Origin of the sequence: Prauserella alba, from assembly GCF_024171735.1 — a bacterium.
GTDB lineage: Bacteria > Actinomycetota > Actinomycetes > Mycobacteriales > Pseudonocardiaceae > Prauserella > Prauserella alba.
On sequence record NZ_JAMTCH010000006.1, the window covers coordinates 277,005 to 299,275 of the forward strand.

The 22,271-nt window shown below is 69.9% G+C and carries 20 protein-coding genes and 1 pseudogene; 11 read left to right on the forward strand and 10 right to left on the reverse strand.

What is annotated here, in order from left to right; genetic code table 11:
* Positions 1-7: 7 nt before the first annotated feature.
* Positions 8-1,972 carry a bifunctional copper resistance protein CopD/cytochrome c oxidase assembly protein gene (locus LY12_RS21255; RefSeq protein WP_253859169.1) on the forward strand — a complete coding sequence of 655 codons (1,965 nt, stop codon included), beginning with the start codon at positions 8-10 and terminating at the stop codon, positions 1,970-1,972.
* A 41-nt stretch (positions 1,973-2,013) separates the two neighbouring features.
* On the opposite strand, the gene LY12_RS21260 is transcribed toward LY12_RS21255, so the two are convergent.
* Positions 2,014-2,739, reverse strand: coding sequence for a zf-HC2 domain-containing protein (locus LY12_RS21260; protein WP_253859170.1), 726 nt, complete (start codon positions 2,737-2,739; stop codon positions 2,014-2,016).
* A gap of 63 nt (positions 2,740-2,802) precedes the next feature.
* Here LY12_RS21260 and LY12_RS21265 point away from each other — a divergent pair, with 63 nt between their 5' ends.
* Positions 2,803-3,375 carry a sigma-70 family RNA polymerase sigma factor gene (locus LY12_RS21265; RefSeq protein ID WP_253859171.1) on the forward strand — a complete coding sequence of 191 codons (573 nt, stop codon included), beginning with the start codon at positions 2,803-2,805 and terminating at the stop codon, positions 3,373-3,375.
* A gap of 180 nt (positions 3,376-3,555) precedes the next feature.
* Positions 3,556-5,877 (forward strand): heavy metal translocating P-type ATPase, encoded by a 2,322-nt coding sequence (locus tag LY12_RS21270; protein ID WP_301303047.1) that lies wholly within the window; start codon positions 3,556-3,558, stop codon positions 5,875-5,877.
* 42 nt (positions 5,878-5,919) lie between these two features.
* Here LY12_RS21270 and LY12_RS21275 read toward each other — a convergent pair whose 3' ends face one another.
* The 4 genes from LY12_RS21275 to LY12_RS21290 form a co-directional block, all read right to left on the reverse strand.
* Positions 5,920-6,885, reverse strand: a complete 966-nt coding sequence (locus LY12_RS21275; protein WP_253859172.1) for a DUF389 domain-containing protein — start codon at positions 6,883-6,885, stop codon at positions 5,920-5,922.
* Between the two features lie 151 nt (positions 6,886-7,036).
* Complete coding sequence (locus tag LY12_RS21280; RefSeq protein ID WP_253859173.1) at positions 7,037-8,536, reverse strand: sodium:solute symporter family protein; 1,500 nt, start codon at positions 8,534-8,536, stop codon at positions 7,037-7,039.
* Complete coding sequence (locus LY12_RS21285) at positions 8,524-8,814, reverse strand: hypothetical protein (protein ID WP_253859174.1); 291 nt, start codon at positions 8,812-8,814, stop codon at positions 8,524-8,526. Before LY12_RS21285 ends, LY12_RS21280 begins: the two co-directional genes overlap by 13 nt.
* A 244-nt stretch (positions 8,815-9,058) precedes the next feature.
* Positions 9,059-9,895, reverse strand: coding sequence for an IclR family transcriptional regulator (locus LY12_RS21290; protein WP_253859175.1), 837 nt, complete (start codon positions 9,893-9,895; stop codon positions 9,059-9,061).
* A gap of 157 nt (positions 9,896-10,052) precedes the next feature.
* Between LY12_RS21290 and LY12_RS21295 the strand changes: the two genes are divergently transcribed.
* From LY12_RS21295 to LY12_RS21305, 3 genes and pseudogenes are all read left to right on the forward strand, one after another.
* On the forward strand, positions 10,053-11,288 hold the full coding sequence (locus LY12_RS21295) for a CaiB/BaiF CoA transferase family protein (protein ID WP_253859176.1): 1,236 nt from the start codon (positions 10,053-10,055) through the stop codon (positions 11,286-11,288).
* Position 11,289: 1 nt separating this feature from the next.
* Positions 11,290-12,267, forward strand: a complete 978-nt coding sequence (locus tag LY12_RS21300; RefSeq protein WP_253859177.1) for a hydroxymethylglutaryl-CoA lyase — start codon at positions 11,290-11,292, stop codon at positions 12,265-12,267.
* A gap of 143 nt (positions 12,268-12,410) precedes the next feature.
* Positions 12,411-13,038 (forward strand): annotated as a pseudogene (locus tag LY12_RS21305) (alpha/beta hydrolase family protein).
* Positions 13,039-13,073: 35 nt separating this feature from the next.
* On the opposite strand, the gene LY12_RS21310 reads toward LY12_RS21305, so the two are convergent.
* Positions 13,074-14,120, reverse strand: coding sequence for an Lrp/AsnC ligand binding domain-containing protein (locus LY12_RS21310; RefSeq protein WP_253859178.1), 1,047 nt, complete (start codon positions 14,118-14,120; stop codon positions 13,074-13,076).
* A gap of 114 nt (positions 14,121-14,234) precedes the next feature.
* Between LY12_RS21310 and LY12_RS21315 the strand changes: the two genes are divergently transcribed.
* Complete coding sequence (locus tag LY12_RS21315; protein ID WP_253859179.1) at positions 14,235-15,461, forward strand: M20 metallopeptidase family protein; 1,227 nt, start codon at positions 14,235-14,237, stop codon at positions 15,459-15,461.
* Complete coding sequence (locus LY12_RS21320) at positions 15,458-16,846, forward strand: MFS transporter (RefSeq protein ID WP_253859180.1); 1,389 nt, start codon at positions 15,458-15,460, stop codon at positions 16,844-16,846. Before LY12_RS21315 ends, LY12_RS21320 begins: the two co-directional genes overlap by 4 nt.
* Before the next feature lie 159 nt (positions 16,847-17,005).
* On the opposite strand, the gene LY12_RS21325 is transcribed toward LY12_RS21320, so the two are convergent.
* Complete coding sequence (locus LY12_RS21325) at positions 17,006-17,278, reverse strand: DUF4242 domain-containing protein (RefSeq protein WP_253859181.1); 273 nt, start codon at positions 17,276-17,278, stop codon at positions 17,006-17,008.
* A gap of 217 nt (positions 17,279-17,495) precedes the next feature.
* Complete coding sequence (locus tag LY12_RS21330; protein ID WP_253859346.1) at positions 17,496-18,869, reverse strand: L-serine ammonia-lyase; 1,374 nt, start codon at positions 18,867-18,869, stop codon at positions 17,496-17,498.
* Between the two features lie 50 nt (positions 18,870-18,919).
* Here LY12_RS21330 and LY12_RS21335 point away from each other — a divergent pair, with 50 nt between their 5' ends.
* The 3 genes from LY12_RS21335 to LY12_RS21345 all read left to right on the forward strand — a co-directional run bounded on the left by LY12_RS21335 (position 18,920) and on the right by LY12_RS21345 (position 20,621).
* Positions 18,920-19,108 carry a hypothetical protein gene (locus LY12_RS21335; RefSeq protein ID WP_253859182.1) on the forward strand — a complete coding sequence of 63 codons (189 nt, stop codon included), beginning with the start codon at positions 18,920-18,922 and terminating at the stop codon, positions 19,106-19,108.
* 38 nt (positions 19,109-19,146) lie between these two features.
* The gene (locus LY12_RS21340) at positions 19,147-19,464 is read left to right on the forward strand and encodes an Lrp/AsnC ligand binding domain-containing protein (protein ID WP_253859183.1); all 318 of its coding nucleotides are present in this window, start codon (positions 19,147-19,149) and stop codon (positions 19,462-19,464) included.
* Positions 19,465-19,997: 533 nt separating this feature from the next.
* A complete protein-coding gene (locus tag LY12_RS21345; protein ID WP_253859184.1) occupies positions 19,998-20,621 on the forward strand; it encodes a GntR family transcriptional regulator in 624 nt (207 codons plus the stop codon).
* Between the two features lie 42 nt (positions 20,622-20,663).
* Here LY12_RS21345 and LY12_RS21350 read toward each other — a convergent pair whose 3' ends face one another.
* Positions 20,664-21,827, reverse strand: coding sequence for an NAD(P)/FAD-dependent oxidoreductase (locus tag LY12_RS21350; protein ID WP_253859185.1), 1,164 nt, complete (start codon positions 21,825-21,827; stop codon positions 20,664-20,666).
* The gene (locus LY12_RS21355; RefSeq protein ID WP_183780287.1) at positions 21,827-22,168 is read right to left on the reverse strand and encodes a bifunctional 3-phenylpropionate/cinnamic acid dioxygenase ferredoxin subunit; all 342 of its coding nucleotides are present in this window, start codon (positions 22,166-22,168) and stop codon (positions 21,827-21,829) included. The genes LY12_RS21350 and LY12_RS21355 overlap by 1 nt, the downstream gene beginning before the upstream one ends.
* Positions 22,169-22,271 lie beyond the last annotated feature (103 nt).

Consider the following 22,271-nt stretch of genomic DNA (forward strand, 5'->3'; position numbering starts at 1 on the left):
TGTTGACATGGATCTCTCGGATACGGCCGTGCGGCGCCGTCCGGTGCCGCGCGGCCGGCTGATGCTCGCCGGTATTTGTGGGCTTGCGGCCGTCGTCGCGGCGGCCGCGTTCGGCGGAGACGTGTACGGCCCGGTCGGTGACAACGACCCGGGCGCACCGACCTCCTACGGCTTCGTGATCGTGCGTTACCTCGCGGAAGGAGCAGCCATGGTGTGCGGCGGCGCACTGGCGTTCGCCGCCTTCGTCGTCCCCGCGCGCGGCACCGGGCGGATCGTCGCCGACGCCTACGGTGCCGTCCGCACGGCGGGTGTCGCCGGTCTCGTGTGGACCGTCGGCGCGTTGCTGGCGGTGCCGCTGTCGGCCGCCGACTCGTCCGGACAGCCGGTGCGGAACATGCTGTCGCCGTCGGCGCTGGCCGCTACCGTCGGCGCGGCGGACGAACCCACGGCGTGGCTGGTCACGGCGACCACGGCGACGATCGTGACGGCACTGTGCCGGTTCGCGCTGCACTGGCGGACCGTCGTGGCTGCCTGTGCGATCGCCATGGTCGGCCTGCTGCCGCCGATGGTGGTCGGTCACGCCGCTGTCGGCGCCTGGCACGACGTCATGACCAACGCACTCGTCTGGCATGTCCCCGCGGCGAGCGCCTGGCTCGGGGCGTTCGTGGCCCTGCTGGCCCACGGTCACCGGCGCGGGGGCGTCTCCGATGTCGTGCTCACCCGCTACGACCGGCTCGTCTCGATCTGCGTCACGGTCGTCGGCGTGTCCGGCGTGATCGCCGGTCTCACCGGTGCCCGTCCGGACAATCTGACCAACAGTCCCTACGGACTGCTACTCGTCGGCCAGGCCGTCGTGCTCACTGCGTGGGTGGGCGCGCTCGTCGTCGTGCGGCGACGACGAGGGAGCACCGGGATCTCCCGGCGCCGGATACTCACGGCCGAGGGTTGCGTGCTCGGGATCTCCCTGGGCGCCTCGGTGGGCCTGACGCATCTCGTGCTGCCGTCGTTCCTGAGCGACGTCCCCTCGGTGCACGAAACGATCCTCGGTTACGACCTGAACCTCGCCCCGACCCTGGTGACGTGGCTGACCGAATGGCGATTCGACCTCGTCCTCGGCACGTTCTCCGTGCTCGCGGTCGCCGGTTACCTCGCCGGTGCCGTCCGGCTCCGCCGCCGCGGGGACCACTGGCCGGCGGGCCGGACCGTGGCGTGGTGCCTCGGCTGGTTCGCGGTGCTGCTGGCGACGTCCTCGGCGCTGGGACGCTATTCACCGGGCAGCTTCAGCCTGCACATGGTCACGCACATGACCCTGAACATGCTCGCGCCGGTGTTGTTGGTCCTCGGCGGACCGATCACGCTCGCACTTCGGGCGCTGCCCACCTCGGGCAGGACTCGCGCGACCGGACCGCGCGAATGGTTGGCGGCTCTCGTCCACTCCCGCGCCACCCGGCTGTTGTCGCACCCGGTACTCGCCGGTGCCGGATTCGTCGGATCGTTCTACGTGCTGTACTTCTCCGACCTGTTCGGGCAGGCGATGCTCGAACACTGGGGACACCAGCTGATGAACATCCACTTCCTGATCTCCGGCTACCTGTTCTACTGGGCGGCCATCGGAGTGGACCGCTCGCCCCGGCCGTTGCCGCCGCTCGTGCGACTGGGCATGTTGTTCGCGGTGATGCCGTTCCACGCCTTCTTCGCCGTCATCGTGATGAACGACCAGACGGTCATCGCCGAGACGTTCTACCGTTACCTGTCGCTGCCGTGGGTCGAGGATCTGCTCGCCGACCAGCGCCTCGGCGGCGCGATCGCGTGGGCGACGGGCGAGATCCCCATGCTGATCGTGGTGACGGCTCTGCTCACGCAGTGGTGGCGCGCCGACCAACGGGAGGCTCGCCGCAGGGATCGCCACGGCGACGACGAACTGGCTGCCTACAACGCGATGCTCGACGAGCTCGCGAAGCAGCGCCGGTGAACCGGCTGCGCCGGCCGTTCAGGCCACGTCGTGCCGGGCGTTCAGGCCGCGTCGTGCCGGGCGGACGGCCCGCGGCGCTTCCGCCACTCCGCCCCCGCGGCCAACGCGAGAGTGCCCTGTTGCGGCGGCCCTTCGACGGGCTCGTCCTCGGCCGCCGGTGCCGCCGACGACGCCGGTCCCGTCGTGCGATACCGGTGCCGCACCAGAAGCAGCAGGCAGATCCCGGCCACCAGGATGCCGTGCGACAGGACCCGTGTCGCCGTGACGGCACCGGTCGCGAGGTCGGCGACCGACACGACCGCCAGCACGCCCGCGAACGCGGTCAACGCGGGCAGCAGGCCTGCCGCCGCGTGCGGACGCAACGCCGCCCACAGCAGGCCGACCCCCACCGCGAGATTCCAGGCCGCGCTCTCGTTGCCGAGATGTCCCGCCCCCGCACCGGCCGTGACGGCGTGACCGACGTGCACGCCCAGCAACTGCGCGATCCCCAGTCCGCATTGGAGCAGTGCCACGACGATCAGCGGCACCCGCAGACCCCAGTGTTCGCGCGGTGGGGGCGCGGCGACGGCGACGATGCGTTCGGTCAGATCGGGCATATCCGGCGCCTCGGCCAGTCGCATCGACCGGCGCAAGCGGCTGCTGTGCTCCCACCAGACACCGCAGGATCCGCAGGAGGCGACGTGCCGATCGACGCTCGCGGGATCCAGCTGCTCGTCCTCGCCGTCCAGTCGCGCGGACAACGCTTCCCGATAGCTCGTACAGTCCACGACTCAATGGTCGGCCAACCGGGCCGCGGAGTTCCCGGCGCCCCTCGACTAGAGTCGCCGCGCGTGAACGCCAGTGGACAGCGCGACGACGAGCGAACCACCGAGCTGGCACTCGCCGCGGCCCGGGGCGACCGGGCCGCCTTCGAGGCCTGGGTCAGACGAACCCAGGCCGACGTGTGGCGCTTCCTCGTCCACTTGAACGGATCGCAGACGGCCGACGACCTCACCCAGGAAACCTATCTGCGCGCCGTGACCGCTCTGCCGCGCTTCGCGGGACGCTCCTCGTCACGAACGTGGCTGCTGTCCATCGCCCGGCGGGTGTACGTCGACAGCGTCCGCCGGGAGACGGTCCGTCCCCGCTCGTCCCACCAGGAGTGGGAGGACGTCGCCGAGCAGCTCCCGACCACCGGCGACGACGGTTCCACCGGCTTCGAGGCCGCCGTCGACACGCAGCTCCTGCTCGACCAGCTCGAGCCCGAACGCAGGGAAGCACTGGTCCTGACCCAGATACTCGGCTACAGCTACGCCGAGGCGGCCGAGGTCTGCGACTGTCCTGTCGGGACACTTCGCTCCCGGATAGCCCGTGCCCGCGAGGACCTCCTCGTCGCACTCCGTCAGCAGCACCACGCCAGCTGACCGGCGCAGTGGACCGCCACGTACCGGACGCCACCGGTGAAGTGGTCGGACGGGACCGGGGCCGAGTTCCCGAACCCTTCCGGTTCCTTCACCACGCCCCGAGTACGCTTCCTGGCAGTCACGCTTCCGCCGCGTACCGGACGGCCACCACTGTCGGTAACGGTGGACGAGGACGTGATGATGACGGCAACAGCGGCACAGGCCGAACGTCGAAGCGAACAGCCAGCAGATCGATCCGGCTCGACCGCACGCGTGGTCGAGCTGACGGTGACGGGCATGACCTGCGCCGCGTGCTCCACGCGAGTGCAGCGCGGGCTCAACAAACTCGACGGCGTGCAGGCCTCGGTCAACTACGCGACCGAACGCGCCGTGGTCGAGCTCGGCGACGACACCGACACCGGTGTCGACGAGTTGCTCGACCGGGTCTCCCGGCTCGGCTACTCCGCGTCGGTGTCCGGCGGCACGGCGTCGGACACCGGTGAGGATCGGGTGCGGGATCTCCGGCGGCGCCTCATGGTCGCAGCACTGCTCGCGATCCCGTTGGGGAACCTGTCGATCAGCCTGGCGCTGGTCCCCTCGCTGCGATTCCCCGGCTGGCAGGCGCTGTGCGTGCTGCTCGCCGTACCGGTGGTGTGCTGGTCGGCGCTCCCGTTCCACCGCGCCGCGTGGCGGGGTCTGCGCCACGGCTCGGCGAGCATGGACACACTCGTCTCACTCGGCGTGCTCGCATCCTTCTGCTGGTCGGTTGTCGCGATGCTCGTCGCGGACCAGGAACCCGGCTACTGGCTCGGCTTCGGGGCGACACCTGCCGGGGCGGACGCGATCTATCTGGACGTCGCCGCCGGGGTGACGACGTTCCTGCTCGCAGGGCGCTACTTCGAGACCCGGTCGCGGCGCAGCGCGGGTGCACTGTTGACCGCGCTGGACGAACTGGCCGCCAAGCACGCGACCGTGCTGCGCGACGGGCAGGAGCGGCCGGTTCCCGTCGGCACGCTCGTGGCGGGCGACCTCCTGGTCGTCAGGCCCGGGGAAGCGATCCCCGCCGACGGCGTCGTCGAGGACGGCAGGTCCAGCGTCGACGTCAGCGCCGTGACGGGTGAACCGATCCCCGTCGACGTCGAGCCAGGCCACCGGGTCGTCGGCGCCAGCGTCAACCAGGCAGGCAGCTTGCGCGTACGCGCCACGCACGTCGGCCCGCACACCCAGCTCGCACAGATGACCGCGCTCGCCGAACGCGCCCAGCTGCGCAAGGCCGCGGTGCAACGGCTCGTCGACCGCATCTGCGCGGTGTTCGTACCGGCCGTCATCGCGCTGGCACTCGCGACCCTCGCCGGATGGCTGCTGGCAGGGCAGGACACCCGCACGGCGTTCCAAGCCGCGGTCGCGGTGCTGATCATCGCCTGCCCCTGCGCACTCGGGCTCGCAACGCCCACCGCGCTGATGGTCGGGGTGGGCCGCAGCGCCCAGCTCGGCATCCTCATCAGGGGGCCGGAAACGCTTGAGGCCAGCCGGGCCGTGGACACGGTCGTACTCGACAAGACGGGCACGCTGACCGCCGGGACCATGACGCTCGCGGAGCGGTGTCCTGCCGGGGGATTCTCGGCCGACGAACTGCTCGGACTCGCCGGAGCCGTCGAATCCCATTCGGAACACCCCATCGCCGCCGCCGTCGTCGACCACGCCCGGTCCGCGCTGTCCGAACTTCCGGCGGCCCGCGACTTCACCGCCCTTCCGGGCCGTGGGGCCGAAGCCACGATCGCCGGATCCCGCGTACTGGTCGGCAACGAACTGCTGCTCGCCGAACGCGGTTTCGACCTCCCGCCCGAGATCGCCGAAACCCTCGCGCACGCGCGGAGCCGCGGGGCGACAGCCGTGCTGGTGACGTCGGGCGACGCGGTCGCGGGAGCGCTCGTGCTGCGGGACGAGATCAAACCCTCGGCCGCAGCCACGGTGCGGGCGCTGCGAACGATGGGACTGCGAACCATCCTCCTCACCGGCGACAACGACGCCGCGGCGCGCACGGTCGCCGACGAGATCGGCATCGACGAGGTACGCGCCGGGGTGCTGCCCGCCGAGAAGGCTCACACCGTGGAACGGCTCCGGGACGGCGGTGCACGCGTCGCCATGGCGGGTGACGGCATCAACGACGGCCCCGCGCTGGCGAGCGCGGACCTCGGGATGGCCATGGCGAAAGGCAGCGACATCGCGCTGCGCTCGGCCGACATGGTTCTCGTTCGAGACGACCTCCGCGTCATCCCCGACGCCATCCGCCTCGCGAACCGAACCCTCACCACCATCCGGGGCAACATCGCGTGGGCGTTCGGCTACAACATCGCCGCCCTGCCGCTCGCCGCCCTCGGCGTGCTCAACCCGCTCATCGCCGGTGCCGCCATGTCACTGTCCTCGGTCCTGGTGGTCTCGAACAGTCTCCGCCTCCGCTCGTACACCCCGTTGGACAACGGACAGGGCCCAGGCCGGACGGATCACGCCACGAGCACGTGAACGCGGGTGCCGCGGTGATCGCCGGTACCGAATGCCCGGTTGTCACCGCGGTCGCCGTTGCCTGCCACGCCGCAACGGGTGGGTCACCGCCCCGGAACCCGGCACGATGTGCCGTCGCCGTAGCGCGAGCACGACGACCCCGGCGACGGTGAGGCCGGCAAGGTTGATCACCAGCTGGCCGATCGCCTCGCCGCAGCGCATCCAGTCACCGGCGACGGCGGCGAGCGCGGCGTACCCGGCGGCAGGCACCGTGACCACCGAGATGAACACCCCGATCAGGACGCCGGATTTCTCGGAGGTCAGCGCGAGCATGCCCGCGGCGCCCGCGAGCAACGCGACGATCACCGAGTAAGGACCGATCTGATAGATGAAGGCCGCTTGCCGAAGGTCGTCGAGCCTGCTCGGGTCGTAGAGGCCGACGGCCGTCGCCAGCAGGGCACATCCGATGGTCGCGAGGATGACGGCCGGGAAACCGACGCCGAGGGCGATACCGGCGCGGGCCGCGAGATCCCGCCGCCGTCCCACCGTGGCCACCGCGAGCGCGGCGACGGGCCCGAAATCGGGACTCACCACCATCGCGCCCACGATGGTGATCGGTGAATCGGTCAGCACCCCGACTGCCGCCAGCAGACACGCGATGGTCAGAAAGCCGAGGAACACGCGGTTGAGCTGGCTCTCCTCACCCGTGGTCGCGACCAGTTCGTCCCAGACGACCGCGTCCGCGTCGTGACCCGGCAACGAGCGTTCCGCGGCATCCGCGGTGTCGGACAACATGGTGTCGACCGAGTGCAGGCTGACCTCGCCGCGCCGGTCGACGCCGAGTTCGACCAGCCGCTGCAGGACGTCCTCCGCGACCTCCCGCGCGATCACCGCCTCCATCACGTCGCCGGCGGGCTGCCTGCCCGCGCCCACGGCGACCGCGAGGTGGGTGACCCCCGGCTCGGCGCCCAGCAGGTCGATCACCGCTGCGCTGTCCTCCGACGGGCACAGCACCCGGAGCTGCATCATGCCGGCCAGTGTCGGCGACCGTGAGGTCCCGGCGCCACTCCGGCCGCGCACCGGTACGGACCGTCGCCCGCGTCGACGAGCGGTCCCGACCGCCGCGTGGCCTGCCCGGGGATCAGGTCCACGGCAGGCCGCCGCTGGCGGGGACCGGTGACTACACCACTTCGGCCACGGACTCGCCGGCTTTCGCCTCACTGGGCGACTGGCGGACGAGCAGACTGCCGACCACGCAGATCACCAGGTTGAGCGCCAGTCCGATCAACCCGCCGTGCACGCCGTAAACGGTCTCCATGCCGGTGAGCGTCATCATGCTCGCGAGGGCGGCACCGGCCGCCATTCCCCAGAACACCGGCCCGGAGGCGAGCCGCCGCCAGTACAGGCCGAGGATGAACGCGGGGGCCAGCTGGACGAGCAGCTCGATCTTGAGCACGAAGATCTCGACGAGAGTGGCAGGCGGGTTCCACGCCAGCAGGAGGAGGGCGAACACCACCGCGGCGCCCACTCCCTTGCCGATGATCACCTGCCGGTGCTCACCGACCTCTCGCCGCGCGTAGCGAGCGTAGAGGTCCTTGGACACGAGCGACGAGAAGCTCAGCAGCGCCGAGTCCGATGTCGACACGATCGCGGCGACGATGCCACCGACGAACAGCAACATCACGACGTAGAAGACGGGGTTGATACCGGCCACCGCGTTGGTGAGCCTGCCGACGAGCTGTTCCGACTCGCCGTCCGACAACCCGGGAAAGATCTGCGTGGACAGCATTCCCACGCAGAACACCGCACCCGCGGTGATCAGCGGCATCCACACCATCCGCTTCAACGAGCGTTTGAGAGTCCGTTCACTGCGGGCCGAATAGATCCGCTGAATCGCGTGCGGGTACATCGCGATACCGATGGCCACGAGCAGAATCATCGAGAACCAGTTCACGGAGTCCTCGAGCGGCGGAACGGCCACCGCGTCCGGACGTTCCTCGACCAGATACTGCGTGGTCTCGGACCAGGATCCGCCCGCGAGCACGAAACCGCCGACCAGCAGCGCGACGATACCGACGAGCAGTGCGATTCCCTGCATCACGTCGGTCAGCGCCACCGCCCGCATTCCGCCCATCCACGAGTAGATCAGCATCACACAGACGAACACCAGCACGCCGATCTGATAGGGCACGGTGTCGCCGGTCAGTCCCGCGATGGCCTGCCCCATCGCGATGAGCTGTTCGAGCAGGTAACTGGCCAGCCCCCACAGCATGAGGACGGTGGCGAGCAGCGCGACCGCAGGGGACGAGAAACGATGTCGCACCCAGTCGGTCGGCGTGATGAAGGAATGCTTTTTCGCCACCGCGTACAGGCGCGGCGCGAACAGCATGTAGCCGGCCATCACCACGGTGAAGAAGGTGACCGACTGCCACCACGGAAAGCCCACCCGGTAGGCCTGGGGTGCGTAGCCGATGACCGTGTTCCCGCTGTATTGCGTGGCATAGAGCGTGAAGAACAGCACGACGACGCCGAGATTGCCGCCTGCGAGGTAGTAGCTCTTCATGTTGTGCCGCATATTCGGCTGACCCCGACCGGAGAAATAGCCGATGAGCAGCATGAGCACGGCGAAACCCAGCAGGACGCTGATTCCGGCCCAGCCGCCGAAGGTCAGGTTGTCCACGACTCGCTCCCGTCCTTCGATGCGCCCGAGGCCGCGGCCTCCTCGACGTCCTCCACCAGATTCCAGTGCTTCGACAGGGCCCAATGCAGGAAGCCGCACACCCCGACCGACGAAGCGACCGCCACGAGCGTCCAGACGGGCAGTCCGAACAGGAGCGGGTACAACGTTCCGGGCGGCAGATACCACGGGATACCCACCAGGACGATCACGACGAGACCGATCCAAATCCACGGATTTCGGATCGGCTCCCTCCGCCGCGACGGGGCCGATTCAGACACAAGGACTCCTCTCCTGCTCGGACTGGCGCTGTCCGGCGGGCGGATCCATCACAGTCCTGCACTACGGGTCACGCGGAGCGTCGAATGCGACCTCGGACTCGACGTCACCGCGTTACCACCGACGAAGCTAACCCGCGATGTGAGCTAGCCCTCCATGATGTAGCGGCAAGCATGCGGGGAGCGGGACGTTTCGTCAAGACGCAAACTTCCCGAAATATCGGGAAAACGTTCCCACCATATGGGACTACTCGCGATAGCCGACACTCGCCGACAGCCGCTTCGCGGCGCTGATCACCAACGGTGCGATCCGTTCGGCGTCGGCCTCGGTGAAGCGTTGAATCGGAGCGCCGACCCCGATCGCCGCCACGATGGTGCCCGCCATGTCGAAGACCGGAGCGCTCAGCGAACCGGCCCCGGCGGAACGTTCCTCGAACGTCGCCGAGTAGCCGGCTTCGCGAACCTCGGCGACCTCGCGCTGGAGGTTCTCGAGGGAGACGGTCCGGTTGTCCTCGGGACTCCGCAGGCCGCTGTCGATGGCGTCGCGCCAGGCACCGGGATCGTGCGCGAGGAACACCTTGCCCGCCGACCCGACGTGCAGCGGCATGACCATGCCGACCATGAAGCGGCGGATGACCACGTTCCGCACCTCGGAGAGCGACACGATCGTGCGGTGCGGGCCGTCGCGCACCTGGAGAAAGGAGGTCTCACCGGCCGCGTCGCGCAGTTCGTCGAGGACGGGGCCTGCGAGTTTGACCAGGTCCATGCCGTACGTGCCGGGAGCGGCCCAGCGCACCATGCCCAGCCCGATCCGGTAGACGTCGCCGTCCTTGCTCAGGAAGCCCTCACTGACGAGGTTCTGGACCAGTCGCTGGCACGTACTCGGGGGCAGTCCGGTGCGGTTGACGATCTCCCGAAGCCCGAGTTCGGGCTCGTCGAGCGTGAAGCACTCGAAGATCCGCCGGAGCTTCTGCAGCACCAGAATCGGGCGCGCCGAACTTCCGGACGCCTCCATCCCGCCGGAGCCCGTCCCCTCGGAGTCCGTCCCCTCGGGGTCGTCCGGGGTGTTCTCGACGTCGGCCACGGTCGCTCCTCCTCATGCGGTGCCACGGCGACCGTACCGCAATGTGGGATTCCCGCGGCGAACCGCGACGCCACCCGCAGCCATTGACACCCATCCGCAACCTGCATTCTAATTCGGTGACCCACATCGTGAGTGCATGGCCCGGAAAGGTGGCCTGATGGACGACTCCGCAACTTCGCAATCCGACTCCCGGCCCGGCCCACTCGCCGGCATCACCGTGCTGGAGATGGGCAACTTCATCGCGGCTCCCTCTGCGGGCAGGCTGCTCGCCGACTTCGGTGCCGACGTGATCAAGGTCGAACGGCCGGGAACCGGCGACGAACTGCGCAGTTGGCGTCAGTACGGAGCCGATACCTCGCTGTTGTTCCGGCTGTTGGGCAGGAACAAGAAGTCCGTCACGCTCGACCTGCGCACCGAACAGGGCCGCGACATCGCGCTACGACTGGTGGCGCGAGCCGACGTGCTGCTGGAGAACTTCCGGCCCGGCACCCTGGAACGGTGGGGGCTGGGCCCGGATCGGCTGCACGAGATCAACCCGGAGCTGGTGGTGACCCGGGTTTCGGGCTACGGCCAGACCGGACCGTACCGGGATCAGCCGGGCTTCGGCGGCGTCGCCGAAGCGGTGGGCGGCCTGCGCCACCTCGCCGGCTATCCGGGTATGCCGCCGGTACGGGTGGGAGTCAGCCTGGCCGACACGGTCGCCGGGCTCTACGCGGTCATCGGCACCCTGATGACGCTGCTGCGGCGCCATCGCGGCGGAGCCGGCACCGAGGTCGTCGACGTCGCGCTCTACGAGGCCGTCTACAGCCTGACCGAATCGCTGGTGCCCGAGTTCGAAGCGTTCGGGGTCGAGCGCGGCCCTTCGGGCAGCACGATTCCCGGCGTCGTCCCGTCGAACAGCTACCCCTGCGCCGACGGCAAGCACATCGTGATCGGCGGCAACAACGACGGCATCTTCCACCGGCTCATGCAGCTGATCGAGCGGCCGGACCTGGCCTGCGACCCGCGGTTGCAGGACAACCCGGGGCGGGTCACCCACGTCGAGGAGATCGACGGCGCGATCGCCCGATGGACCGAACGGCGCGAACTCGCCGCCGCCCTCGACGAGCTCCGCGCCGCGTCCGTCCCGTGTGGACCCATCTACACGGCGCGGGACATCGTCGACGACCCCCACTACGCCGCACGGAACATGCACGAGAAGCACACCGTGCAGCTCAAGGACGAGCAGACCGGCGAGATCTCCGTTCCTGGCATCGTGCCGAAGCTCTCGGGCACGCCGGGTGGCACGAAGTGGCTCGGCCCCGAACTCGGCCGGCACACCACCGAGGTGCTCGGCGGCATCGGGATTGACGAGTCCGAACAGGACAGTCTCCGCGCTGCGGGAGTGATCTGAGGTGACCGACGTGCTGATCACCGAGACGGCGCTGCGCGACGGGTTGCAGAACGAACCCGGCATCGTTCCCACGGCCACCAAGGTGCGACTCGCCCGGTTGCTGGCGGCGGCCGGGTTCACCTCGCTCGAGGTCGGCGCGTTCGTACGCCCCGACCGGGTCCCGTCGATGGCCGACACCGACGAGCTGGTCACCGCCCTCGGCACGCTGCCCGGCGTGACGCTGCAGACCCTGGCCTTCAACTCGGCCGGTGCCGAACGGGCGGTGGCGTGCGGGGTGGACGGCGTGCGGATCACGGTCTCGGCCAGCGACGGGCACAGCCACGCGAACACCGGTGCCGGTACCACGCGGGCACTGGAACGGCTGGAGCGCTGCGCGGCGATACTCACCGACGGGGGCGTCCGGGTGGAAGCGGCCATCGCGACGGCCTTCGTGTGCCCGTTCGACGGCGACACCGACCCCGCACGGGTCGCGCGCCTGGCGGGCGGCCTCGTCGCCATGGGGGCCGAACGGATCCACCTGGCAGACACCATCGGTGCCGCACATCCTGCCCAGGTCCGTGGCACGATCGCGGCGGTACAGGACGCCCAGCCGGAACTGGAGCTGGGACTGCACCTGCACAACACCTACGGCATGGGACTGGTGAACGCCCGCGAAGGCCACCGCGCGGGAATCCGCCGGTTCGACGCCGCCGTCGGCGGGATCGGCGGCTGTCCGTTCGCTCCCGGCGCCGCGGGCAACGTCGCCACGGACGACCTGGTGAACCTGTTCCACCACGACGGCATCGACACCGGGGTCGACCCGGATGCGCTCACCGAAGCCCGTGCGCAGCTGCGCACGGCGGTCGGCCGCGAGCTCGACTCGGCGCTCTCGGCCGTACCGGCCGCGCCGGTCGCACGGCCGGTGCCCGGCGATGCCGCATCACGTCGCACGAGCGCCGACCCGACCGTCCTCACCGGCCCGACGGGGGAACGCGGCTGACGGGCCCGGGCCGGCGAAACGAACCGGGAGCGACGTGGAGCCGTGCGGGACCGTGCCGGGCGGCACGAATACGGGCCCACCGGAGGACTTCGCCGGTGGCGCAATCGCTTTCCTGCCCGCTGAGGCGGCCATAGCTTGACGTCATGCACTCACCGATCACGGGGACGGCGGCAGGCGTCCCGTTCACCGCGTTGCCACCGGCCGACGGCGGACCCGCACCGTTGATCGTCACCTGGCACATGCTCGACTCGCCGAGGTCGGACGCCGCGTTCGCCGCGGCCTTGCCGATGAACGGCCTGCCCGCGTGGCGGGTGAGAGGGCCCGATCGGCGTGCTCGGCGGTTCCCTGGGCGGGGCCGTCGCGCTGCGGATACTCGCCGACACGGACGTTCCGGTGTTCGCCGCCGCCGTCGTGAACGGCGCCATCCGGATCCGGTCCGCCGTGGAACTCGTCCGGAGTGACTATCCCTACGACGCCGAGTCCCGGGCCGCTGCCGACGGCCTCGACTTCGTCGCGAGGGCCGGCGACATCGCGGACCGCGCCCCACTGCTGGTCGTCAGCGGCGAGTCGGATCATCCCGCCCTGCGTGTCGACGCGTCGGAACTGGTCAGCGCTACGGGAGACGGGACGCAGCTGCTGTCCGTCCCCGGGCTGGCACACCCGCTCGCCGACGAACCGGGCATCGAACCCGCGCCACAACTGCCGATCGCACGGGAGGTCGATGCCGGTGTGACCGCGTGGTTCCGGCGCCACCTACCGAGTTCCGGTTAGCTCGCACGGGGTGTGCGCCGGTTCGGGCGCCGGGGTCAGCCACCGCGGGCGGGCGACCGGCCGAACGGAGCGACGTACGAGAGCGCGCGGCCGTGCTCGTCCAGTACCCAGCCGAGTCGCTTCGGCGTACGCAGGACGAGCGCCGACTCCACCACGGTCAGCGGCGCCAGGTCCTGCTCCAGGTACTCCTGCACCTGCATCGACTCCTCGATCGAGCGCATCCAGGTGGTCACCAACAGATTGGCCGGACCGGGCAGGCTGACGATCTGCCGCACCGTCGACAGTGCACGGAGCTGGTTGACGCACTCGGGCACGTGCCCCACCGGCACCCGGCACCACCAGTTGTGCACGATCGGGGACGGGGTGTGCCCCTGTGCGATCTCACATCGGAACGTCATCGCGTCGGCGGTGAGGAGCCGGCCGAGCTGACGGCGCACGGTCGCGACCGGACGGCGGACGAGCCGGGCCAGCTGGGCCGCGTTCCGACGCCCGTCCATACCCAGTGCCTCGGCCAGGTCCGCATACGGCGCGTCCCAGGGCGTGACGCTCGCCGGCCGATCGGCTCCGCCCTGCCCGCCGCCGGTGGCCGGGATCGTCGTCAGTGCCCGGGTGCGCGCCTTGTCCAGCGCCCCGACCCGCCAGCTGCTCCCCTCCAGATGCATCCGCGCGGCCAGGTGGGAGCGGGTGTTGAGCACCCCGGGAAGGCCGGGAAGCTGATCGAGCAGCAGTGAGGACAGCTCGGCCATCCCCCGCCCGAAGAGCGTGAGCACCAGGCTGTACTCCCGCGACGACTCCTCGATCGTCATGACCGCGGGCCACTGGACGAGTTCGTCGACCAGCTGGCGGACCTGCCCGCTGGCACACCGCAGCTCCACGTACGCGACCCGGAGCTCGTAGTGCACGCTCACCCGCGGATAGGCCGTCACCCACGCGCTTCCGTCGGCGCGTAGCCGATCCCAACGGCGGGCCAGCGTCACCGGCGCAACGCCCAGGACGGAGCCGAGGCGGGTCCAGGTGGCGCGAGGCCGTATCTGGAGGGCGTGGATGAGCGAAAAGTCCTCCTCGTCGAGATGAGTGGTCACTGTTCCTCCTGATTCCGCCCTCAGGTGCGCGAATTCATCGATTTTACGCGCCTGACGACGTCACTTCTCACACTCGAAGGCACCCGTTCACCGATGCACGAGGAGCACAACACCGTGGACCTCCACGACGACGCGCGAGGCCAGCAGGAGGAGCTCGAACGCCTGCGCCGCGAACTGCACCGCGAACCGGAGGTCGGGCTCGACCTCCCCCGCACCCAGGAGAAGGTGCTGGACGCGCTGCACGGACTCGGCCTCGACATCACCACCGGGGACGCGACCACCTCGGTCACCGCGGTGCTGCGCGGCACCGGCCCGCGGCGGGACGCCGCCGAGCCGAAGACCGTACTGCTGCGCGCCGATATGGACGCCCTGCCCGTGGCCGAAGCCACCGGCCTCGACTTCGCCTCCCGCAACGGCGCGATGCACGCCTGCGGCCACGATCTGCACACCACCTCGCTGGTCGGCGCCGCGCGACTGCTCAGCAGCCACCGCGACCGGCTCGACGGCGACGTGGTGCTCATGTTCCAGCCGGGCGAGGAGGGCTACGACGGCGCCTCGGTGATGATCGACGAAGGCGTACTGGACTCCGCAGGCCGCCGGGCCGACGCGGCGTACGCCCTGCACGTCTTCTCCGCGACGCTGCCGAGCGGCAGACTGGCGAGCCGCCCCGGGCCGATCCTGTCGGCGTCGAACCGGCTACGCGTCGTGGTCCGCGGCGCCGGCGGCCACGGTTCGATGCCGCACCGCGCCAAGGACCCGGTGACGGCCGCCGCCGACATGGTCGGCGCGCTGCAGACCATGGTGACCCGGCGCTTCGACATCTTCGATCCGGTCGTGCTGTCGGTCGGGGTGCTCCGCGCAGGCACCGCCCGCAACGTCATCCCCGACCACGCCGAGTTCGAGGCGACGGTGCGGTGCTTCTCCGCCGAGGCGATCGCCCGGCTCGACGAGATGATCAACGAGACCCTCGACGGGGTTGCCCGCGCCCACGGTGTCGCGGTCGACGTCCGGTTCGAGCGCGAGTACCCGGTGACCGTCAACAACGCCGACGAGGCCGAGTTCGCCGCCGACGTGGTGCGCGAGGCGATCGGCGAGGAGCACTACACCGAGCTGCCGACGCCGGTCGCCGGTTCGGAGGACTTCTCGCGGGTCCTCGACGAGGTCCCCGGCGCCTTCCTCGGCCTCGGTGCCACCATGCCCGGCCTCGACCCGGCCGAGGCGCCCAACAATCACAGTCCGTACGCCACGTTCGACCCCGCCACGCTCTCCCGCGCGGCCACCGTCTACGCCGAGCTCGCGATGCGCCGGCTGGACCGCTTCACCGAAGGAGCACCGCGATGACCGACTCCCCCGCATCCCCCGCTGGCGGCCACTCCGCAGGAACCGACGACGAGACCGTGCCCGACCGCGGTCGTACCCTGTTCGGCCTCGGCGCCGGCAACGCGATGGAATGGTTCGACTGGACCGTCTACGCCACTTTCGCCTCCTTCTTCGCCGGCCAGTTCTTCAACAACGAGGACTCGGTCTCTGCGCTGTTGAGCACGCTGGCCGTTTTCGCGGTCGGCTTCGCGGCCCGTCCGCTGGGCGGCTTCGTGTTCGGCTGGATCGCCGACCGCAAGGGCCGCCAGGTCTCGATGGCCCTGTGCCTGGCGTTGGCCGCCGGCGGCAGCCTGGTGATCGGGCTGTCGCCGACGTACGAGCAGATCGGGCTCGGCGCCTCGGCACTGCTGCTGCTCGCACGGCTGGGCCAGGGACTCGCGCACGGCGGGGAGCTGCCCGCGGCGCAGACCTACATCGCCGAGGTGGCGCCCCGCAAGCGCCGTGGTCTCTGGTCGAGCCTCATCTATTTCTCCGGCACGTGCGGCGTGCTCGCCGGAACCCTGCTCGGCGCGCTGCTGTCCGGGGTGCTCACGCAGGACCAGATGTACAGCTACGGCTGGCGGGTGCCGTTCATCCTCGGCGGCGTCTTCGGGCTCTACTCGCTCTACGTGCGACTGCGGATGCGGGAGACCGAGGTCTTCCTCGCCGAGAACGACGAGGACGAGGAAACGGCCGAGGCCAAGGGCCGGATGTGGGCGACCATCAAACAGCACCCGAAACTGCTGTTCCAGGTGATCGGCATAACGGTCGGTGCCACCGTGCTCTACTACGTGTGGGCGATCTCCGCGCCGTCCTACGCCATCTCGGTGCACGGCGTCGATCCGACCAGCGCGCTGTGGGCCGGTGTGGGCGCCCAGCTCCTCTTCCTGGTGTCGCTGCCGTTGTGGGGCATGCTCTCGGACCGGATCGGCCGCAAGCCGGTGCTGTTCATCGCCGCCGGCGGACTGCTGGTCACGTCCATCCCGCTCAACACGCTGCTCGGCGACCAGGCCTGGCAGTTGTTCCTCGCCATGTCGATCGCGCTGCTGCTGATGGGCGGGTTCTCGTCGATCGCGCCTGCGATCTACGCCGAGATCTTCCCGACCAGGATCAGGGCGATCGGCCTGGGACTCCCGTACGCGATCGCAGTGGCGGCCTTCGGTGGTACCGCGCCCTACCTGCAGACCCTGTTCGCCGACCTCGGCAATCCGTCGCTCTTCCTGTTCTACGCGATGGGACTGATGGTGATCAGCATCCTCGTGCTGTTCACCCTTCCCGAGACCCGCGGCATCGACCTGAGCAGCGACGACGTCGGTGCCCACGGCAGGCGGAAATCGGCTGTGCCCACTCACGCAGGCACGTCGTGAGGGCTGTCGCGGCCGTCGACCGTGCGCGTCCCGCCAGCTGAAGCGGCATGCGTCGACGGTCCGGGGAGGTAACCGTCCTCCCCGGACCGTCGGCCGGCGGCGCCGTCGCCGTTCGCTCCGGCGGCCCGCGTCACGAGCCGCCGACACGCCCTCGGCGCCTCAGGATCCGGTTCCCGGGTCGATGACCGCGCGGACCGGAGCAACGCGGTCGCAGGGAAACCCGCCGCGCTTGGCGTGTTCCTCGATCAGATCGGGATCGGCCGCGTCGTAGACGCAGTACAGCTTGTCATCGGTCACGTACGACTCGACCCAGTGCACGTCCTCTCCCATCCCGGCGAGGACCTCGTTCGACTTCACCGAGACGTCCCGCAGTTCCTGTTCGGACAGCGTGCCCGCTCCTGGCAGTGTCCGCTCCACGACGTAGCGACCCATGGCAGCTCCTTCGGTATCGGCGAAACCTCGTTCCGTGCCGGACGTGACACCTGGCAACCGTGGACACTAATCAGCCCGCCGGGAGCCGTAACCGCACCGAACGGGCGCCCCGACCCGTCCGAACGGACAGGTCACCGGACACCGACACACGGGTTCGGCACGCTGCTTCCACTGTCGCATTCGGACAGACGGGAGGATCACCGGCCGTCGGCGGGTCTCAGCACTCGATGACGTTGACGGCGAGTCCGCCGAGCGAGGTCTCCTTGTACTGCGAGGCCATATCGGCGCCGGTCTGCCGCATCGTGGCGATGGCCTGGTCCAGGGAGACCCGGTGTTCGCCGTCGCCGTTGAGGGCGAGCCGGGCGGCGTTGACGGCCTTGACCGAAGCCATCGCGTTGCGTTCGATGCACGGAACCTGCACCAGGCCCGCCACCGGGTCGCAGGTCAGGCCGAGGTTGTGTTCCATCGCGATCTCGGCCGCGTTCTCGACCTGGCGTGGCGTACCGCCGAGCACCTCGCACAGCCCGGCCGCCGCCATCGACGAGGCCGAACCGACTTCGCCCTGACAGCCGACCTCGGCACCGGATATCGAGGCGTTGCGCTTGTAGAGGCTGCCGACGGCGCCCGCAGCCAACAGGAACCGGCGTACGCCGTCGCGGTCCGCCCCTTCGCAGAAACGCACGTAGTAGTGCAGCACCGCGGGAATGATCCCGGCTGCGCCATTGGTCGGGGCGGTGACCACCCGGCCGCCCCCGGCGTTCTCCTCGTTGACGGCCAGGGCGAACAGGTTGATCCAGTCCACGATGCGCAGCGGATCACGACCGGCTCCCTCCTCGGTGAGCCGCCGCAGCAGCTGCGGAGCGCGCCTGCGCACGTTCAGCCCGCCGGGAAGGGTCCCCTCCGTGCTGCAACCGGCGTCGACACAGCGCTGCATCACCGACCAGACCCGGTCGATGTGGGCGAGCACCTCGTCCTCGGCGCGGACGGCGCACTCGTTGGCCAGCATCACCGCGCTCATCGACAGCTGCTCCGTGGCACACCACGCGAGCAGTTCACTGCCGGAGGAGAACGGGTACGGCAGCTCGGTCTCGGTGGCCTCGCCGCCCGTGCCGGCCTCGGCGCCGTCCTCCACGACGAAGCCGCCACCGACCGAGTACATCGTCGCCTCCCGCAACGCGTCGCCGCCGGGGCCGGATGCGAGGAACCGCATGCCGTTGGGATGTCGCGGCAACGTCTCGCGGGCGAGCATCACCAGGTCACGGTCGACGTCGAAGGCGATCCGTTCGGTGCCGTGCAGGTCGAGCCGCTGCTGTTCACGTACCCGCGATACCACGGCGCCGGCTCGGTCCGGCTCGACCGTCTCGGGGTCCTCGCCCGCGAGGCCGAGCAGGACGGCCCGGTCGGTGCCGTGGCCCGGCCCGGTCGCGGCCAGCGAGCCGAAGAGCTCGACCTGCACCCGTGCCGTCCGGGCGAGCAGGCCCTCCTCCGCCAATGCGGCCACGAACCGCCGGGCGGCCCGCATCGGGCCCACCGTGTGCGAACTGGAGGGACCGATGCCGATGCTGAACAGCTCGACGACGCTGACGTTCATGTGTGTAGTCAACACCGCCTCCTCACCCGATCGCGAGCACCCCGTGGGCGATGAGCGCCGACGCCACGAAAGGTCGCGGTGAGCACCGTCAGCCCCACCGGAACGACCCGCCAGGCGATCCGGCGCAACAGATGGGCGTCCTCGCCCAGCCCGGGCCCGGCGAGCACGAGCATCGCCACCGTGGTGATCGCGAGCAGCAGCCAGGAGGAGACCGGGGCGCGCTGCTCGTCGGCAGGTAGTGACGCCGCAACGCTCGTCCCGGAGTCGCCGACCGCCGGTGTCGCCTTCGGCGCGGGTGCTGGAGTGGTTCTTCCTCCGAGTGCCCTCCGACCGGCTCGACGAAGCCGGCCGGACGCTCGCCGCCGTACCCGAGGTTCGGGCGATCCTGACGGCGGCCGGCCCCGTCAACCTGACGGTCGCCGCCTGGCTGCACTCGGTCGCGGACGGGCAGCGCCTCGAGACGCAACTGCGCCGGCTGCTGCCGCACGTCGACGTGGTCGATCGCAGTGTCGTGCTCCGGCCCTACAAGCTCGTCGGGCGCCTGCTCGACGCGCGCGGCTTCGCCACCGGTGTCGTTCCCCTCGAACTCACCTGACCCGCGTAGCCCAGGCCGGTGTTGCCCCGGGCGGTGTTGCCCCGGGCGGTGTTGCCCCGGGCGGTGTTGCCCCGGGCGGTGTTGCCCCGGGCGGTGTTGCCCCGGCCCGCGGAACCGGCACGTCTCGGCAGACCCGGCGGCAGCGCCGGGGCCAGGGAGGGCCCCGCACCGGACAATCACACATTCGTTCTATCGAAATGTCGACCGGCGAATGAACCGAGGGTGACGACGGCGCGAAGTTCGAAGAATCGAATGTCGCACGGCACTGCGGCGAGACATCGCCACCGTGCGGCCAACACATGCACCGGCGATTCTCCCCGGCCGGATCGTCTCCCCGAAGGGGAATCCCCGACGATTTCGCAGGTCACGATGGCGCAGCGCAACGGTGACAAGCAGCACTCGCCGTCATCGCGACGGAATCTGCTATACTAGTCTCGTATCAGAATTCGAGGTGTGCTGGATTTGGGGATGCAGGTTTCGGCGATGCAATCGGGGTCACGATGAGCGCAACCACCGAGGATCAACCGGTTTCCATGGCCGAGAAGGCCTATCAGGCGATCCGCGACCGGCTGATCATGCTGGACATCCCGCCGATGGAACCGATCGACGACGCCGCGCTGGCGCAGTCGCTCGACATCGGCAGGACCCCGGTGCGGGAAGCGCTCAAGCGTCTCGAGATCGACCGCTTGGTCGTGTCCTACCCGCGCCGGGGAACCTTCGCCACTGCCGTGGACATCACCGACCTGGCATCCATCTCCGATCTGCGCGTGCACCTCGAACCGCTCGCGGCGCGCCGCGCGGCCGAGACCCTCGGCGACACGGAGGCCGAGGAGTTCGCCGAGCTCGCCGATTTCCTCGACGACATGGACTTCCGCTCCCTCACGCGCGACGAGGTGATGCGGTGGGACCTCCACGTGCACCGCGCGATCTACCACGCGGCGGGAAATACGCACCTGGAAGACACGCTGATCCGCTACGACAATCTCGCGACCCGAATCTTCTGTGTCTTCCTCGACCGCATGCCGGAGTTCGACAGTCACGTCATGGAGCACTCGGGACTATTGCGGGCGATCAGCGCGCGCGAGCCGGACAAGGCTGAACGGCTCGCGCGCGAACACGTGCTGAACTTCGACAAGGCCATGCGCTCGTTGGTCTGAAACCGTTTCGATTCGGGAGACGTGCGTTCGGCGGCGTGCCGGTCACCGGCTCTTGGCCAGTTTGCGCCGCCATTGCCCGAACGGACGAGCCCTGTCGATGGCCAGGACTCCCACGGGACGTTCCTCGGCGTCGAGGTAGAGGGCCAGGAAGTCGCCCGAGTCCGGGTCTCCCTCCTCGACCTGCACCGTGCAGTCGGCCGAGCGGTGGCCTGCGAACTGGATCTTGTGGCCGTACTGGTCGGACCAGAAGTAGGGAACCGAGTGATGCGCCGGGGCCGAGTGCTCCCTGCCGAGCAGCGCGGCGACGGCGGCCGCCGGTTGCTGCAACGCGTTGGTCCAGTGTTCGAGACGCAGCCAGCCGGCCGTGTAGTCGCGGTAGGAGTGAGCGCAGTCGCCGACCGCGAGGACCTCGGGGATGGTCGTGCGCCCTTGCTCATCGGTGCGAACGCCGTCGTCGATCTCCAGACCGGATCCGGCGAGCCACTCGGTGTTCGGCTGGGCACCGATGCCGACCACGACGACGTCGGCCGGCAGTTCGCGCCCGTCGGTGAGGCGCACCGCCGTCACGCGGGTCTCCCCGACCAGCTCGGCGAGCCCGGTGCCCACGTGCAACCGTGCACCGTTGCGTGCGTGCAGCCTGCCGCACACGGCGCCCATCTCCGCGCCCAGCGGTCGCTGCAGCGGGACGTCCGCCGCCTCGACGACGTCCACCTCACAACCGAGGGCCGCTGCGGTGGAGGCGATCTCTGCGCCGATGAAGCCCGCGCCGATGACGACGAGCCGCGCGCCGGGGACCAGCTCGCTGCGCAGCGCCCTGGCGTCGTCGAGGGTGCGCAGGGTGTGCACGCCCTGCGGGCAGCCGCCGGGGAACTGACGCGCTCGTGCACCGGTGGCGAGGACGACAGCATCGGTGCCGACCCGGGATCCGTCCTCGAGGACCACGGCCTTTCCGGCGTTGTCCAGTGAACTGGCCGCCTGGCCGAGGACCCATTCCACGCCGAGTTCGACGTCGTCGGAATCGGTGAGCCCGATGTCCTCCTCGCTGACGGTTCCGGCGAGGTATTCCTTCGACAGCGGCGGCCGATCGTAGGGCTCGTGCTGTTCGTCGCCGATCACGGTGATCCGACCTTCGAACTCCTGCGCGCGCAGTGCGCGGACGGTCGCCAGCCCCGCCAGCGAGGCCCCGACGACAGTGATGTGCTCCATCAACCGACCTCCTCCACAACCGCGCCACCGACGGTGACCCGGGTCGACTCGTGCACGTAGATCAAGCCGTCCTCGATCGAGACCGCGTGCGTGCGCACCGGCTTCTTCGCGGGCGGACCGCTCGGCTGACCGGTCCGGAGGTCGAAGCAGGCGGCGTGCAGCGGACACTCCACCGCGCACCCCTCGAGCCATCCGTCCGACAGCGACGCGTCCTGATGCGAGCAGGTGTCGTCGATCGCGTAGAGCTCACCGTCCACGTTGAATACCGCGATCGCCACCTCGCCCTGAACCCGGACCGACTCCCCGGGCGGCAGGCCGGCCAACTCACCAACCAAGATCATTAGGGGCCCCTGTTGCTCATAGAGGAACGAGTAGTGCATTACGCAACTCACAGGATGGGGCTCGACACCCCCCGAGTCAACGGTCAAATTCGGTCGGAAACAC